Source organism: Streptomyces puniciscabiei (assembly GCF_006715785.1).
Lineage (GTDB): Bacteria > Actinomycetota > Actinomycetes > Streptomycetales > Streptomycetaceae > Streptomyces > Streptomyces puniciscabiei.
In genome coordinates, this window is record NZ_VFNX01000001.1 from 5,028,792 (window position 1) to 5,044,224 (window position 15,433).

Below are 15,433 nucleotides of genomic sequence, written 5' to 3' on the forward strand. Positions count from 1 at the left end.
CGCATGGGGGACACTGGTCGGCGAAGCAGTTCCGAGCAGTGTCCCCGACGGGAACCAGGATCCGACAGGAGTCCCCCAGCCATGCCCCGCATCGCCCTCTACACCCTCGTGGTCTGCGTGCTCTCCGTGGCCGCCGCCGTCGTCTCCTTCGTCCAGGGCAGCTGGCTGGGGATCGTCTGGGTGCTGCTGGCGGGCCTGACGTCCAACATGACCTGGTACTACGTCAAGCGCGATCGGACGGCCTAGGCCTGTCTAGGCCCAGAAGCGGTACAGGCTCCAGCCGTACGAGACGTCCGTGTCGCTGACCCCCAGCCCGCGCAGCACCGCGTCGATCATGTCGAAGAACGGGCCGTTGACCGCCGGCACCCACAGCAGCGCGAACGCGAACATCAGGCCGAACGGCGCGAACGGCTCCACCTGCCGTTTGACCTTGTACGACAGCCAGGGCTCGAGGACGCCGTAGCCGTCCAGGCCCGGTATCGGCAGGAAGTTCAGGATCGCCGCCGTCACCTGCAGCAGGGCCAGGAAGGCGAGCGCGAACCGGAAGTCGTCCGGTACGCCGTCCAGCGCGTGCAGCCAGAAGGGCGCCGTGCACACGGCCGCGAACAGCACGTTCGTCAGCGGGCCCGCCGCCGAGATCAGGCTGTGCCGCCAGCGGCCCCGGATCCGGCCGCGCTCGATGAACACCGCGCCGCCGGGCAGCCCGATCCCGCCCATGATCACGAAGAGGACCGGGAGCACGATGCTCAACAGCGCGTGCGTGTACTTCAGCGGGTTCAGGGTGAGGTAGCCCTTCGCGCCGACCGTGATGTCGCCGCTGTGCAGGGCCGTGCGCGCGTGCGCGTACTCGTGCAGGCACAGGGAGACGATCCAGGCCGCCGTCACGAACAGGAACACCGCGACGCCCGGCTTGGCCGCATACCCCGTCCAGGTCGCCCAGCCCGTCACCGCCGTCACGGCCAGGATCCCGACGAACACGGGAGAGACCCGGCGGTCGCCGCGGCGGGTGGTGGCGGTCGTCATCGGCGGGCTCCTGTGCGGTGGGGACGGTCGGAAGTGCGACCGTACCGGCCGCGCCCTCGCGGGGGAAACGTCTCGCGCTCCCCGTCCGGTTCCTGGACCCTGGGGGAATGCCACGGAAGAGGGTGTTCTACGAGGACTGGCAGATGGAGTGCTGCGGCACGCCCTTCGCGGTGGGCGACGAGGTGGCCTGGCGGCTGGTCGCCCACGACGCCGAAGGCGTCCGGGAGGGCCACGGGTACGGCGCCGAGGCCTGGGTGGAGAACCACGGCGGCCCGGACCAGGAGACCGCCGGCCGGGTGCGGGCCATCGACCTGGTGCACCAGGAGTACCTGGCGTACACCGACCAGCGGGCCCTGGAGCGCCTCGACCGTGCCCGCGAGCCGTCGAAGACCCGGGGCCCGGTCATCCTCCCGTCCCCGTACAGCATGGAACCGGTGCCCGGCGCGCACACCCTGGAGGCCGTCGACACCTGCCCGAAGTGGTTCGAGCATCAGGAACCCGGCAGAGACCCGGGTCCCCACCGGATCCGCCGCGCCCAGGGCGTCCTCGTCACCCTGGAGCTTCCCGACGGCACGCCGCCCGAACCCGGTGACCCCCGGTGACCGCTCCGGCGACAATGGACCCCGTGCGCTTCTCGCTGCTCGGCACCACCCAGGTACTCCGCCCCGACGGCACGGCCGTCCCGGTCGGCGGGGCGCGGCTGCGTGCCCTGCTGGGCGTGCTCGCGCTCCGGGCCGGGCGGACCGTGCCCGTGGGCGTGCTGGTCGACGAGGTCTGGGGCGCCGACCCGCCCGCCGACGCCGCAGGTGCCCTCCAGGCGCTGGTCGGCCGGCTGCGCCGTACCCTCGGCGCGGACGCCGTCGCCTCCGCCGAGGGCGGCTACCGGCTCACCGCCGCACCCGACGACGTGGACCTCACCCGCTTCGAGCGCCTGACCGGCGACGGCCTGCGGGCCCTGGCCGACGGCGACCCGGCCAAGGCCGCCGTGGTCCTGGACGACGCGCTCGCCCTGTGGCGCGGCCCCGCCCTCGCCGACCTGCCCGACCACACCGCCGAGGCGGCCCGCTGGGAGACCCGCCGCCTGGACGCGCTGCGCGCCCGGCACGCCGCCGCCCTCGCCCTCGGGCACGCCGAGCAGGCCCTGCCCGAGCTCACCGCCCTGTGCGACGGCCATCCGCTGGACGAGCCGCTGCAGGCGCTGCGGCTGCGCGCCCTGCGCGACGCCGGCCGCCCGGCCCAGGCGCTCGCCGCCTACGAGGACGTACGACGGCTGCTCGCGGACCGGCTCGGCTCCGACCCCGGCCCCGAACTGCGCGCCCTGCACGCCGAGTTGCTGACCGCCGAGGAACACCCGGCGCCGAGGCCGGAGACCGTGGGCAACCTGCCCGCCCGGCTCACCTCCTTCGTCGGCCGGGAAGCCGACATCGAGGCCATCGGCGCCGACCTCGCCGCCGCCCGCCTGGTCACCCTGCTCGGTCCGGGCGGCGCCGGGAAGACCCGGCTGTCCCAGGAGGCCGCCGAGGCGGTGCGGCACACCGCCCGGGACGGGGTGTGGCTGGCCGAACTGGCGCCCGTGGACGACCCCGAGGCCGTACCGCAGGCCGTGCTCACCGCGATCGGCGCCCGCGACACCGTGCTGCACGGCGCCGGCGCCGAGAGCATCCGCGCGGTCACCGACCGGCACGACGACCCCCTCGAACGGATCGTGGAGCACTGCGCCCGGCGCCGGATGCTGATCGTCCTCGACAACTGCGAGCACGTGATCGAGGCCGCCGCCCGTCTCACCGAGCACCTGCTGGCCCGCTGCCCCGAGCTGACCGTCCTCGCCACCAGCCGCGAACCCCTCGGCGTACCGGGGGAGCTGGTGCGCCCGGTGGAGCCGCTGCCGGAGCCGGTCGCGCTGCGGCTGCTCGCCGACCGGGGCGCGGCGGCCCGGCCCGGTTTCCGCGTCGAGGACGACCCCGAGGCGTGCGCGGAGATCTGCCGGCGGCTCGACGGACTCCCGCTCGCCATCGAGCTGGCGGCGGCCCGGCTGCGCATGCTGAGCCCGCGCCAGATAGCCGACCGGCTCGACGACCGCTTCCGGCTGCTCACCTCCGGCAGCCGCACCGTCCTGCCCCGCCAGCAGACCCTGCGGGCCGTCGTGGACTGGTCCTGGGAACTGCTGGACGCCGACGAGCGGGACGTCCTCGCCCGGCTGTCCCTCTTCGCGGGCGGCTGCGACCTGGCCGCCGCCGAGGCCGTGTGCGGGCCCGTCGCCCTGGACGCGCTCGGCTCCCTGGTCGACAAGTCCCTGGTGGTGGCCGCGCCTTTGCCGGGCGGCGGAGCCGACGGCGGGATGCGCTACCGGCTGCTGGAGACGGTCGCCGAGTACGCCGGCGAGCGGCTGGACGAGACCGGACGCCGCGCCGACGCCGAGCGCGCCCACCTGACGTACTACCGCGAACTCGCCCGCGCCACCGACCCGTTGCTGCGCGGCCCCGAACAGCGCACCGCCATCGACCGGTTCCAGCTGGAGTACGAGAACCTGCGCACCGCCCTGCGGCACGCCGTCGCCGCCCGCGACGAGCAGGAGGCGCTGTGCCTGGTGCTGTCCCTGCTGTGGTTCTGGCAGATGCGCGACCAGCGGATCGAGACCCGCACCTGGTGCCGGGAGGTCATGGCGCTCGGCCCCGACCCCTTCGCCGCACCCGCCCGGCCCGCCGAGCCGGTCTGGCAGCGCTGCACCGACGCCCCGCCCCCGTACGCCGGCGAGGTCCTCGCCGAGGCCCGGCGCGGCGTCCACCTCGCCCACCTCGCCTGCATGGACACCGAGCTGGACGCCTGGCAGACCCCCGAGGCACAGGCCAAGCTGCGCGCCATCACCCGGGTGTACCGCCCCGGGCTGCCGCAGACCTGCCGTGCGCCCGGCATGCTGTGGTTCTTCGCCGTGATACTGACCGGCGGTGTGGACCGGATGCGGGAGGTCGTCGACGCCTGCGTGCAGACCTGCCGCGAGACCCCCGGCTTCGAGTGGGAGCTGGCCGGCGCCCTGCAGATGCGCGCCAACATCCTCGCCAACCGCGCCGCCTGGGCCGGCAACGCCACCCGGGACGCCGAGGAGGCCCTGGAGATCTACCGCCGCCTCGGTGACGCCTGGGGCACCGCCGAGGCGCTGTCCGCCCGCGGCGAGGCCCATGAACGCCAGGGCGCCAACGAGGAGGCCGCCGCCGACTACCGGGCGGCCATCGAACACGCCGAACGCCTCGGCGCCCGCGGCCAGATGGCCGTCCTCCGCGCCCGCCTCGGCAGCGTGCTCATGGAAGCGGGCGACACGGAGCGCGGCGAGCAACTGCTCCGCGATGTCATCGCGAGCAAGGACGGCTCCCTCAACGAGGCCATGCCCGCCGCCCGCCTGTTCCTCGCCTGCTGGCTCGGCCTGACCGGCCGCACCGCCGAGGCCCGCGAGCAACTGCGCCGGCTGCGCGAGGAGTTCAGGATCGCGCACTTCGTCGTCTTCGACACCATGATCCTCACCCAGGAGGCCTGGCTGGACGCCATCGACGGCCGCGCAGAGGACGCCCTGGAGCGGACCAGGCGGGCGCTGAACCTCGCTCAGAACCCGCTGTCCAAGGCCGTCGTCCCGCACCTGGCCTCCATCTGCCTCTACAGCGCGGCGATGGCTCTGGCCCGCCTCGACGGCGGCGGCCGCGCCGGCGACGCCGCCCGTTGCCTGGGCGCCGCCCGTGCCCTGCTGCCGTCCGGACACGTCCTCTCCGGTGTCGAGCGCCGGTGCCACGCCATGGCCGAGGACCGGATCCGGGAGACTCTGGACGAACCCGCCTACCGGGCCGCGTACGCCGAGGGCGGTGGCCTCTCCCTCGCGGAGGCCACCGCCCTGTTCTGACGCACGGCGGGCGTCAGGTCTTCGTGCGGAACTTGTGGATCGCGACCGGTCCCATGACCGCCGTGATCGCCACCGACCAGGCCACGGTGACCCACAGGTCGTGCGCCACGGGGCCGCCGACCATCAGGCCCCGGGCCGCGTCCGCGAGCGTGGACAGCGGGTTGTAGTCGGTGAAGTGCTGCAGCCAGCCCGGCATCGACTTGGTCGGCGCGAAGATCGACGAGCCGAACTGGAGCGGGAACAGCACCAGGAAGCCCATCGCCTGCACGGACTGCGCGTTCTTCAGGATCACGCCGAGGGTGAGGAACACCCACATGATCGAGGAGGCGAACAGCGCGGACAGACCCACCGCCGCGAACAGGCCGGCCCAGTGGGTGATGTGGAAGCCGACCAGGACGGAGACGACCATCAGCACGGCCGTGGCGAACAGCATCCGCCCCAGCTCGACGGCGATCTTCGCGAACAGCACGGACCCGCGGCCGATCGGCAGCGACCGGAACCGGTCCATGACACCGCTGTTGAAGTCCTGGCTGAACCCGGTGCCGACGCCCTGGGACAGCGTCATGCTCATCATCGCGATCATGCCGGGGATGACGTACTGCACGTACTTGCCCTGGCCGCCGCCGAGCGCCTGCCCGATCGAGCCGCCGAAGACGTACACGAACAGCAGGGTGAAGACGACCGGCATCAGCAGCGCGTCGAACATCGACTCCGGGTCCTGGCGGATCCAGAGCAGGTTGCGGCGGATGAGGGCGCCGGTGTGCCGGAGGTGCCCGCGCAGCGGGATCCGGACGTCGGCGTCGGTGGCGATGGTGGCGGTGGCGGCGCTCATACGGCGACCTCCTCGCGGGAGTCGGTGGGCGTGGTGTCCTGCGGGGCACTGGCGCGGTGGCCGGTGAGGGACAGGAAGACCTCGTCCAGGCTGGGCAGTTCGGTGGTGATGGAGGAGATCGTGATGCCGCGCGCGGTGACCGCGCCGACCACGGCGGTCAGCTGCTCGTCGCTGAGGATCGGCACCAGCAGGGTCCCGGACTCGGGGTCCACCGTGGTGGTCGCGAGCCCGGTGATGCCGAGCTCGTCCAGCATGCCGGCGAGCGGGCGCAGCTGCAGCGGGTCGACGGGCCGGACCCGGAGGGTGCGCCCGCCGACGCGGGCCTTGAGCTCCTCGATCCCTCCCGTGGCGATGACCTTGCCGCGGTCGACCACGGTCAGCTCGGAGGCGAGCTGCTCGGCCTCCTCCATGTACTGAGTGGTCAGCAGCACGGTGACGCCGTCGCCGACCATCGCCTTCACCTCGTCCCACACCTCGTTGCGGGTGCGGGGGTCGAGCCCGGTGGTCGGCTCGTCGAGGTACAGCACGGCCGGGCGCCCGATCATCGAGGCGGCGAGATCCAGCCGCCGCCGCATGCCCCCGGAGTAGGTGCTCGCCGGCCGCCTGGCCGCCTCCGTCAGGGAGAACCGCTCCAGCAGCTCGTCGGCGCGGGTGCGGGCGTCCTTGCGGGACAGGTCCAGCAGCCGGCCGATCATGTACAGGTTCTCCCAGCCGGGCAGTTTCTCGTCGACGGAGGCGTACTGGCCGGTGAGCCCTATGGCCCGGCGCAACTGCCGCGGCTGCCGTACGACGTCGTACCCGGCCACGGTGGCCCGGCCGGCGTCCGGGGTGATCAGGGTGGACAGGATCCGTACGAGAGTGGTCTTGCCGGCGCCGTTCGGACCGAGCACGCCCATCACGGTGCCCTCCCGCACGTCCAGGTCGACACCGTCCAGCGCCTTGGTCTCGCCGTAGTGCTTGACCAGTCCCCGTACCGTCACTGCGTGGCTCGCGCCGACGGGGTTGTCATCGATTCGCTTCATGGGGAAGACGGTGCCAGGGCCCACCGACAGACCACCGACAGGCCGCCTACAGCCACCGACAACTCCCCGACGGCCACCGCAACCATCTGCGAAAGGCGACAGCCCCGCTGACGGGGGAAGATCAGCGGGGCTGCCGGGGTGTTTCCGCAGTGGCTCAGTGGACGGAGTGCTCCTCCAGCGGGAAGGTCCCGGAGACGACCTCCTCGGCGAACGACTTCACCGCGTCGCCCATGACCTCACGCAGGTTGGCGTACTGCTTGACGAACTTCGGCACCCGGCCCGCGGTCAGGCCGAGCATGTCCGTCCAGACCAGGACCTGCGCGTCCGTCTCCGGCCCGGCGCCGATCCCGACCGTCGGGATGTGCAGTACCCGCGTCACCTCGGCCGCCAGCTCCGCCGGCACCAGTTCGAGGACGACGGCGAAGGCACCCGCGTCCTGGACGGACTTCGCGTCGCGCAGCAGCTGCTGGGCCGCCTCCTCGCCCCGGCCCTGCACGCGGTAGCCCATGGCGTTGACGGACTGCGGGGTCAGGCCGATGTGGGCCATGACCGGGATGCCGGACTCGACCAGCAGCCGGATCTGGTCGTGCGAGCGCTCGCCGCCCTCCAGCTTGACCGCGCCCACACCGGCCTCCTTCACCAGCCGGGTCGCCGAGCGCAGCGCCTGCACCGGGCCCTCCTGGTAGGAGCCGAAGGGGAGGTCGCCGACGATCAGGGCGCGCTGCGTGCCGCGTACCACGGCCGCCGACAGCATGGTCATCTCGTCGAGGGTGACGGGCACGGTCGTCTCGTACCCGAGGTGACAGTTGCCCGCCGAGTCGCCGACCAGGATCACGGGGATCCCGGCCTCGTCGAAGACGGACGCGGTCATCGCGTCGTAGGCGGTGAGCATGGGCCACTTCTCGCCCCGCTCCTTGGCGAGGGCGATGTCGCGAACGGTGATGCGGCGGGTGCCCTTCCCCCCGTACAGCGCCTTGCTGCCGTCGGAGGACTTGTGCGGCGCGTTCTGCGCGTTCTGGGCAGCCGAAAGCTGCGTCATGGCAACGGCTCCTTCAGTCATCTCGAGGCGCCCTGACGGCGTCCCCGGATCGCCTCCATGGTGGCACCTCGTGCCAGCCACGGCCAGGGGGGTCCCCTGTGATCCCCACCCATGGCCGATCCCCGCCAGGCCGCAAACCAGCCATGTAAGGTCTTGGTAAAGAAGTAAGATACGAGACCGTTCCGTATCGAAATGGCTTTAGGCTCGAACACATGACAAGTCCCGTCCCTGCCTCCCGGATACCGGAAGCGGTGCACCGGCGCCGCTGGGCGATCCTGGGCGTGTTGATGCTGAGCCTGCTGATCGTGGTGCTCGACAACTCGATCCTGAACGTCGCCATCAAGACCATCTCCAGCCCCGCGCCGACCGGCCTCGGCGCCTCCCAGGGCCAGATCGAGTGGGCGATCAACGCCTACACCCTCGTCTTCGCCGGCCTGCTGTTCACCGCCGGCCTCATCGGTGACCGCCTCGGCCGCAAGAAGGTGCTGCTGGGCGGCATCGCCGTGTTCGGCATCGGTTCGATGCTCGCCGCCGAGTCCGGCTCGCCGGACCAGCTGATCGCCTACCGCGCCCTGATGGCCCTCGGTGCCGCCTTCGTCATGCCCGCGACGCTCGCCGTGCTGATGAACGTCTTCGAGCGCGAGGAGCAGCCCAAGGCCATCGGCATCTGGGCGGGCGGTGTCGGCCTCGCGATCGCCATCGGGCCGATCACCGGCGGCGCGCTCCTCGACCACTTCTGGTGGGGCTCGGTCTTCTTCGTCAACGTGCCGATCGTGATCGTCGCGCTGGTCCTGATGACCTGGCTGGTACCCGACTCCCGCGATCCCCGGCCCGGCCGCCTGGACCCCGTCGGCGTCGTGCTGTCCGTCGTCGGCCTGGTCCTGCTCGTCTACGGCATCATCAAGGGCGGTGAGCTGGCCGACTTCACCGACGCCAAGGTGCTGGCGACCATCATCGCCGGTCTTGCCGTCCTGACCGCGTTCGTCGTCTTCGAGAAGCGCAGCGACCACCCGTCGCTCGACGTCACCTACTTCAAGAACAAGGTCTTCTCGGCCGCCATGAGCGCCATCGCGCTGGTCTTCTTCGCGCTGATGGGCGTCACGTTCTTCGGCGTCTTCTACACCCAGAGCGTGCGCGGCTACTCGCCGCTGGAGTCCGGTGTGCTGATGCTGCCGCTCGCCTGCGCCCAGCTGATCTTCGCACCGCGCGCCCGGCTGCTGGTCGACCGGTTCGGCAACAAGGCCACCACCACCGCCGGGCTGGTGCTGATCGCCGCCACGCTGGCCGCGTTCGCCACGTTCGAGGCCGACACGCCGATCTGGATCCTGGAAGTCGTCTTCTTCCTCATGGGCACCGGCATGGCGCACATCATGACGCCGACCTCGGTCGTCATCATGCAGGCGCTGCCGCGCGAGAAGGCCGGCTCCGCCTCCGCGCTCAGCAACACCTTCCGCCAGGTCGGCGGCGCGCTCGGCATCGCCGTCCTCGGCTCGGTGCTCGCCACGTCGTACCGGGGCGGCATCGAGGGCAAGCTCGGCGTGCTGCCGCCCGCCCTACGCGACAAGGCCGCCGAGTCCATCGAGGCCACCCTCGGCATCGCCGGCAAGCTCGGCCCGCAGGGCAAGGCCCTGGTCACACCCGCCGACGACGCGTTCCTGCACGCGATGCACGTCACCGCCCTGTGCGGTGTGGGCGTCGCGCTGATCGGCGCCGTGGTGACAGCCCTGTTCCTGCCCGGCAAGCCGCCGGCCGCCGAGAAGGGCGAACAGGAGACGGAGTTGGTCGCGGCCGCGGACTGACGCGAATTCGATCGCGACTCCACGGGGGAAGGAGGCCGCTGCGGGACAATTCCCGCAGCACAGGGAGAGGACGGACGACGTGAGCCTTGCCGAGAGCCGGCCGCGGCCGGACGGGCCCGTGCGGGGACGCCCCCGCAGCGAGGCCGTGGAACGGGCCATTCTGGAAGGCGTGATGAAGCTCCTGGAGGACGGCGTACCGCTCGCCGAACTCTCCATCGAGCGCGTCGCGCGCACGGCCGGGGTCGGCAAGGCCACCATCTACCGCCGCTGGAGCGGCAAGGAGGAGTTGTTCGTCGACGTCATGCGCGCCGCCGAACCCCCCGACCCGGTACTCCCCGGCACCTCCATGCGCGACGACCTCGTCGCCCTGCTGGAGTCGCTGCGCCAACGCGGCCTGGTCAGCCGCTCCTCCGCGATCCTGCACAACGTCTACGCCCAGATGAAGTCCAGTCCCAGGATCTGGTCGGCGTACCACGCCGCGGTCGTCGAGCCCCGGCGCGCACTCGGCCTCGACGTGCTGCGGCGCGGACAGCGCAACGGCGAACTGCGCGCGGACGTCGACCTGGAACTGGCCAACGACATGTTCGTCGGCCCCATGCTCGTCCGTTCCGTCCTGCGCCGCGACGGCGCACTGCCCGAGGGCCTGGCCGAGCAGATCGTCGACTCCGTCCTGGAAGGCCTACGGCCCGTCAGCTCGACAGCCTCGTAGCACCGATGTGCGCGTTCTGTCACAGACCCCACCCGTTGCGGGGGTAATCGGAACTCCCCGCCGCGCCTCGTTCGTCCTCGTCTTCCGTACGGCCGTCATGGGACGGCGGGAACGGGACCGATCATCCCCTAGGGTCGGAAGAACACGGGGGAACGACGGTGTGTACGGCAGGCAGTGAGGCAGACGGTATGGCGCAGCAGGCGTATGTGACGGAGACGGACAACGGCGGCTCGGGGCCCGAGCGACCGGGATCCCGGCTTCGGCGCCTGATGCACCGCCTGCTCGACGGCTGGCGCGGCGACCCGCGCATCTGGCGCCGGGGCATCGTCCTCGCGCTCCTCGCCCTGCTGCTCGCCCTGGTGATGCTGCTGCACTCGCGCATCCCGAACCGGGTGGGCAACCTCGGCAGCCTCACCGAGACGTTCCTGCCGTGGCTGGGCCTCGCCATTCCGGTGCTGCTGTTCCTGGGGCTGCTCCGCAGGTCGGCGACCGCGCTGATCGCCGTACTCCTCCCGGCGGCGGTGTGGCTGAACCTCTTCGGCGGGCTGCTCACCGACAAGACGGGCTCGGGCGGCGACCTGATGGTGGCGACCCACAACGTCAACGCCGAGAACCCCGACCCCGTCGCGACCGCCCGCGAGGTGGCCGCCTCCGGCGCCGACGTCCTGGCCCTGGAGGAGGTCCCGGCGGCTGCCTTGGCCACCTACGAGAAGGCGCTCGCGCCGACGTACAAGTACCACGGCGTCGAGGGCACGGTCGGCCTGTGGAGTAAGTACCCGATGAGCGATGTGCGGGCGGTGGACATCAAGCTCGGCTGGAAGCGCGCGATGCGGGCCACCGTGACCACGCCCAGCGGCCCCCTCGCGGTGTACGTCGCCCACATGCCCTCGGTGCGGGTGAAGATGGACGCCGGGTTCACCGCTCAGCAGCGCGACACGAGCGCCGACGCGCTCGGCGAGGCCATCGCCGCCGAGCCGCTGAAGCGCGTCGTCCTCCTCGGCGACCTGAACGGCACGATGAACGACCGTTCGCTCAACGCCGTCACCTCCCAGATGCGCTCCACGCAGGGCGCGGCGGGCAGCGGCTTCGGGTTCAGCTGGCCGGCGTCGTTCCCGATGGCGCGGATCGACCAGATCATGGTCCGGGGCGTCGAGCCGGAGAGCTCCTGGACACTGCCGCGCACCGGCAGTGACCACCTTCCGGTGGCTGCCCGTGTGAAGCTCGACACGTCGTCGTAACCCCTTGGAATACTGGGCCTGAGAGGCTTTGTTCCGCAGTTGAACATAAGCTGTCCGGAACTCCGCTCCCGTCGACCCACACGCCGGGTCGACTCCTACCTCGAAAGGCACAGGCCCTTCATGCCCCTGGCCCTGCTCGCACTGGCCGTCGGCGCTTTCGGTATCGGTACGACCGAGTTCGTGATGATGGGCCTGCTGCCCGACGTCGCGGACGACCTGCACATCTCGATCCCCACCGCCGGACACCTGGTCTCGGCGTACGCGCTGGGCGTGGTGATCGGCGCCCCGCTGCTGGCCGCGCTCACGGCCCGCATGTCCCGCCGCACGGTGCTGATCGCCCTGATGGCGCTGTTCGTGCTGGGCAACGCCCTGTCGGCGTTCGCCCCCGGCAACGACGCGCTGCTGGCTGCCCGCTTCCTCAGCGGCCTGCCGCACGGCGCCTTCTTCGGCGTCGGAGCGGTCGTCGCCACGGCGATGGTCCCGCCGGAGCGCAAGGCACGCTCGGTGTCGCTGATGTTCCTCGGCCTGACCGTCGCCAACATCGCGGGCGTGCCGGTGGCCACACTGATGGGCCAGCACCTGGGCTGGCGGGCCACCTTCCTGGGCGTGAGCGTGATCGGCCTGGCGGCGATCGCGTCGCTGGCGCTGCTGATCCCGCACGACCGGGGGCAGGCCGCCTCTGCGGCCGGCCTGCGCGGCGAACTGGCCGCCCTGCGCTCCCTGCCGGTCTGGCTGGCCCTCGCTACGACGGTGGCCGGCTTCGGCGCGCTCTTCGCGGCGTACAGCTATGTGACCCCGATGCTGACGCAGTCGGCCGGCTTCGCGGAGGGCAACGTGACGCTGCTCCTGGCCCTGTTCGGTGTGGGCGCCACGGCGGGCAACCTGCTGGGCGGCCGCCTGGCGGACCACTCGCTTCGGGGCACTCTGTTCGGCGGCCTGGCCTCGCTGGGGCTCGTGCTGCTGCTGTTCCCGGTCCTGATGCGCACGGAGTGGAGCGCGGCGGCGGCGGTCGCCCTGCTGGGCATGGCGGCGTTCATCACGGGTTCCCCGCTCCAGCTGATGGTGATGGAGAAGGCGGCTGCGGCCCCCTCCCTCGCCTCCTCCGCCAACCAGGCGGCCTTCAACCTGGCCAACGCCGGCGGCGCCTGGATCGGCGGCCTGGCTCTGGCGGCGGGCTTCGGTACGACGTCCCCCGCGCTGGCGGGCTCGATGCTGGCGGTGCTGGGCCTGGGCGTGGCGAGCGTGGCGTGGGCGGTGGACCGGCGCCGGGGGACTCCGTCGGTGGGGCGGGTGGTTACGTCCCACGTGCCGGAGGAGGCGGGGGCGTTGCGCCGCTGAGTGCGCCTTTGCCCACCTGCCCACCCGACTCGGTCGGCTGGGCGGCGAGCCGAGGGGTCGGCTGCTGCCGGGCGAGCTTGTCAGTTGCCGCCGGGAAGCGGGCGGCCCCGCGGCAACTTCAAGGCTTGCACCACGCCGTCTTCCTGTCGGCCCGCTGCTCCACGCCCCGTCGCTCGGCAAGCGCGTCGAGCAGGGCCAACCCCCGCCGGAATCCGCCGCCGTACCCATGACTCGTACGGTCACCGCCTGGACCCCCTTCGTCAGCGCGCTCAAGTCGGCGTGACGCAAAGGGGCCCGGGGTCGTCACGACCCCGGGCCCCTCCGCTCAGCGGAGTGTCAGCGCGTCAGTGCTTCTTCGCGTACGACTGCACGTACCCGTCCGCCGGTGAACCGACGCCCGTCACGTCGTCGTAGCCCTTGACCGCCGACAGCGAGCTGTCCTTGCCCAGGCTGCGGGCCGAGTACAGCAGGCCGCCCGACGCGTCGAGGCCGTTGGCGAAGTCCACGCGGGCGACCGCCAGGCCGGAGCCGGTCGGGTTGTCCGTGACGTCGTGGAAGACACCCTTGTTGGACTTGGCGTAGATCGTCGGGTTGGCGAAGCCGATCGCCTTGCCGCCGCGGGCCTCCTGGGCCAGCGCCTGGACCGCCGCGATGACCGGAGCGGCGAGCGAGGTGCCGCCGATGCGGTACTCGCTGTACTGCTGCGATCCGTCCGGGAAGGTCTGGGTCTGGCCGACCAGGAAGCCGGTGTTCGGGTCGGCGATGGCCGCGATGTCCGGGACGACGCGGTTGCCGTCGGCGCTGTTGGCCTTGGCGAGCGAGTCCGGGACGACGCCCTTCTGGTAGTACGGCTCGGCGACCGTCTTGCTGGTGCCGCCGCCCGCGCCCGAGGTGAAGGCGCCGGGGAAGCTGGTCCAGCTCTTGCCGTCGGCCGACAGGGTCGACTTCTCGGTGCCCCAGCCGGTCTCCCACTCGTAGGTGTTGCCCTTGCCGACGGCCAGGGACGTACCGCCGACCGCGGTCACCCAGGCGGAGTTGGCGGGGGTGTCGACCTGCTTCGTGCCGGTGTGGGCGACCTCGTCGCCGTTGTCACCGGAGGAGAAGTAGAAGCCGATGCCCTGCACCGCGCCCAGCTGGAAGACCTGGTCGTAGGCGGCCGCGAGGTCCGGGGTCTGGTTGGCCTCGATGTCGCCCCAGGAGTTGGAGACGATGTCGGCCAGGTGGTTGTCGACGACCTTGCTGAGGGAGTCCAGGAGGTCGTCGTCGTAGCAGGAGGCCGCACCGACGTACGTGACGTCGGCGGACGGGGCGACGGCGTGCACGGCCTCGACGTCGAGGGTCTCCTCGCCGTACCAGCCGGCCGCGCCGCACTCCTTGGTCTTGGTGTAGTTCTTCGGAAGCACCTGGTGGAGCTGGCCGGTCTTCCAGGCGGCGTCGCCGTTCTTCAGCGCGTACGTGCCGGCGTCGTAGGCGATCGTCGGGGACGCGTAGGCGTCCGTGATCGCGACGCGGACGCCCTTGCCGGTGTACGTGCCGGCGCCGTAGGCGGCGCGCAGCTGCTTGCCGGTGTAGCCCTTGATCGCGTACGGGATCTTGCCGCCGTACGCGTCCGGGAGCGTGGTCGCGATGTTCGAGCCGTAGTACGACGAGAACGGGCCGGAGTTCTTGAACACGGCGTCCGGCGGCGGCAGCTGGTCGTCGTGGTTGGCCTTGTGCGGGGCGCTGTCCAGGCCGGTGACGGTCAGGACGGTGCCCTTCAGGGCCTCCGGGACGGACGCGGCCTGCGCGGGGGCGCGGTAGGTCGCCGAGCCCTTGGCGTAGTTGTGCAGCTGGGTGCCGAAGGCCTTCTCGGCGGCGGCCACGTCACCGGAGACGGCGACGTAGTGCTGGGTGACTTCGGTGACCTTCAGACCGGCCGACGTCAGCCAGGACTTGACGGCGGCCACCTGGGCCTTGGTGGCCCCGAACTGGGCCTGTGCCTTCTTGGCGTTCAGGTACTTGCCGTACAGCGGCGAGCTGGGGTCGGACACGGCCTTGGCGTAGGCGGCGAGGCCCGCCGCGTTCTTGCCGGCCAGGTAGACCCGGGCGTTCACCTGGGCGCTGTTCGGGGTCGCGCCCTTGTCCGCCTTGGCCGTGGCCCACAGCGGCTTGGTGCCTTTCAGTGCCTCACGGGCGGGGCTGTCCGCGGCGTGTGCCGCGGGTATGCCCAGCGCCAGCGCGCCGGCGACCATGGGCAGTGTCGCTGCCATGCTCACGGCGCGCAGCTTGGCGCGGTTGGATCTCATAGAACCCCCTGCGATGCGGTTCGCATGCATGTAGTGGTCGAAACGTCATGCGTCCGCGTGCCGGCCCGCGGCGGTTCGGCCGACCGTATGGATCACACGATGGGGGTCACTCTTTCGATGAACGGTTCATGCCAGGGGAACGGATAGGTCAAGAGAACACCAAGTAGCCGCCAGGTGGGGCGATTTGGGGCTTTTATCCTTACGGGCAGGTAACGAAACGGCTTGCCCGCTGTTCACAACCGTCGAACCACTCTGTTCACAG

Annotated in this window: 12 protein-coding genes; 7 read left to right on the plus strand and 5 right to left on the minus strand. The window is 71.6% G+C overall.

The annotated features are described in order from the left end of the window. Nucleotides 1–3 precede the first annotated feature (3 nt). Nucleotides 4–246: a hypothetical protein gene (locus FB563_RS43055; protein WP_234357556.1), complete on the plus strand. Its 243-nt coding sequence runs from the start codon at nucleotides 4–6 to the stop codon at nucleotides 244–246. A gap of 6 nt (nucleotides 247–252) precedes the next feature. Here FB563_RS43055 and FB563_RS23310 read toward each other — a convergent pair whose 3' ends face one another. Then, nucleotides 253–1,023 carry a site-2 protease family protein gene (locus tag FB563_RS23310; protein ID WP_055703773.1) on the minus strand — a complete coding sequence of 257 codons (771 nt, stop codon included), beginning with the start codon at nucleotides 1,021–1,023 and terminating at the stop codon, nucleotides 253–255. Between the two features lie 107 nt (nucleotides 1,024–1,130). Here FB563_RS23310 and FB563_RS23315 point away from each other — a divergent pair, with 107 nt between their 5' ends. Both FB563_RS23315 and FB563_RS23320 read left to right on the plus strand, forming a co-directional pair. Then, nucleotides 1,131–1,625 carry a DUF6578 domain-containing protein gene (locus FB563_RS23315; protein ID WP_055703774.1) on the plus strand — a complete coding sequence of 165 codons (495 nt, stop codon included), beginning with the start codon at nucleotides 1,131–1,133 and terminating at the stop codon, nucleotides 1,623–1,625. 14 nt (nucleotides 1,626–1,639) lie between these two features. Continuing rightward, complete coding sequence (locus FB563_RS23320) at nucleotides 1,640–4,909, plus strand: ATP-binding protein (RefSeq protein WP_055703775.1); 3,270 nt, start codon at nucleotides 1,640–1,642, stop codon at nucleotides 4,907–4,909. 13 nt (nucleotides 4,910–4,922) lie between these two features. Here the strand turns inward: FB563_RS23320 and FB563_RS23325 are convergent, their stop codons facing one another. The 3 genes from FB563_RS23325 to panB form a co-directional block, all read right to left on the minus strand. Then, nucleotides 4,923–5,741: an ABC transporter permease gene (locus FB563_RS23325; RefSeq protein ID WP_055703776.1), complete on the minus strand. Its 819-nt coding sequence runs from the start codon at nucleotides 5,739–5,741 to the stop codon at nucleotides 4,923–4,925. Next, nucleotides 5,738–6,763, minus strand: a complete 1,026-nt coding sequence (locus FB563_RS23330; protein WP_055703777.1) for an ATP-binding cassette domain-containing protein — start codon at nucleotides 6,761–6,763, stop codon at nucleotides 5,738–5,740. Before FB563_RS23330 ends, FB563_RS23325 begins: the two co-directional genes overlap by 4 nt. A gap of 154 nt (nucleotides 6,764–6,917) precedes the next feature. Then, on the minus strand, nucleotides 6,918–7,802 hold the full coding sequence (gene panB, locus FB563_RS23335) for a 3-methyl-2-oxobutanoate hydroxymethyltransferase (protein ID WP_055703778.1): 885 nt from the start codon (nucleotides 7,800–7,802) through the stop codon (nucleotides 6,918–6,920). A 212-nt stretch (nucleotides 7,803–8,014) separates the two neighbouring features. On the opposite strand from panB, the gene FB563_RS23340 reads away from it, so the two are divergent. The 4 genes from FB563_RS23340 (at nucleotide 8,015) to FB563_RS23355 (ending at nucleotide 12,886) form a co-directional block, all read left to right on the plus strand. After that, nucleotides 8,015–9,601: an MFS transporter gene (locus FB563_RS23340; protein ID WP_199832696.1), complete on the plus strand. Its 1,587-nt coding sequence runs from the start codon at nucleotides 8,015–8,017 to the stop codon at nucleotides 9,599–9,601. A 79-nt stretch (nucleotides 9,602–9,680) separates the two neighbouring features. Beyond that, nucleotides 9,681–10,310 (plus strand): TetR/AcrR family transcriptional regulator, encoded by a 630-nt coding sequence (locus FB563_RS23345; RefSeq protein WP_055703780.1) that lies wholly within the window; start codon nucleotides 9,681–9,683, stop codon nucleotides 10,308–10,310. A 269-nt stretch (nucleotides 10,311–10,579) separates the two neighbouring features. Continuing rightward, nucleotides 10,580–11,548 carry an endonuclease/exonuclease/phosphatase family protein gene (locus FB563_RS23350; RefSeq protein ID WP_411573163.1) on the plus strand — a complete coding sequence of 323 codons (969 nt, stop codon included), beginning with the start codon at nucleotides 10,580–10,582 and terminating at the stop codon, nucleotides 11,546–11,548. 120 nt (nucleotides 11,549–11,668) lie between these two features. Next, complete coding sequence (locus FB563_RS23355; RefSeq protein WP_055703782.1) at nucleotides 11,669–12,886, plus strand: MFS transporter; 1,218 nt, start codon at nucleotides 11,669–11,671, stop codon at nucleotides 12,884–12,886. A 344-nt stretch (nucleotides 12,887–13,230) separates the two neighbouring features. Here FB563_RS23355 and FB563_RS23365 read toward each other — a convergent pair whose 3' ends face one another. Continuing rightward, complete coding sequence (locus FB563_RS23365; RefSeq protein WP_055703783.1) at nucleotides 13,231–15,171, minus strand: S53 family peptidase; 1,941 nt, start codon at nucleotides 15,169–15,171, stop codon at nucleotides 13,231–13,233. Between the last annotated feature and the right edge of the window lie 262 nt (nucleotides 15,172–15,433).

What these genes read in the sequence shown, in the direction of transcription:
- FB563_RS43055 (WP_234357556.1), top strand. Translation starts at nt 4, where the DNA reads ATGGGGGACACTGGTCGGCGAAGCAGTTCCGAGCAGTGTCCCCGACGG.
- FB563_RS23310 (WP_055703773.1), bottom strand. Translation starts at nt 1,023, where the DNA reads ATGACGACCGCCACCACCCGCCGCGGCGACCGCCGGGTCTCTCCCGTG.
- FB563_RS23315 (WP_055703774.1), top strand. Translation starts at nt 1,131, where the DNA reads ATGCCACGGAAGAGGGTGTTCTACGAGGACTGGCAGATGGAGTGCTGC.
- FB563_RS23320 (WP_055703775.1), top strand. Translation starts at nt 1,640, where the DNA reads ATGGACCCCGTGCGCTTCTCGCTGCTCGGCACCACCCAGGTACTCCGC.
- FB563_RS23325 (WP_055703776.1), bottom strand. Translation starts at nt 5,741, where the DNA reads ATGAGCGCCGCCACCGCCACCATCGCCACCGACGCCGACGTCCGGATC.
- FB563_RS23330 (WP_055703777.1), bottom strand. Translation starts at nt 6,763, where the DNA reads ATGAAGCGAATCGATGACAACCCCGTCGGCGCGAGCCACGCAGTGACG.
- panB (WP_055703778.1), bottom strand. Translation starts at nt 7,802, where the DNA reads ATGACGCAGCTTTCGGCTGCCCAGAACGCGCAGAACGCGCCGCACAAG.
- FB563_RS23340 (WP_199832696.1), top strand. Translation starts at nt 8,015, where the DNA reads ATGACAAGTCCCGTCCCTGCCTCCCGGATACCGGAAGCGGTGCACCGG.
- FB563_RS23350 (WP_411573163.1), top strand. Translation starts at nt 10,580, where the DNA reads ATGCACCGCCTGCTCGACGGCTGGCGCGGCGACCCGCGCATCTGGCGC.
- FB563_RS23355 (WP_055703782.1), top strand. Translation starts at nt 11,669, where the DNA reads ATGCCCCTGGCCCTGCTCGCACTGGCCGTCGGCGCTTTCGGTATCGGT.
- FB563_RS23365 (WP_055703783.1), bottom strand. Translation starts at nt 15,171, where the DNA reads ATGAGATCCAACCGCGCCAAGCTGCGCGCCGTGAGCATGGCAGCGACA.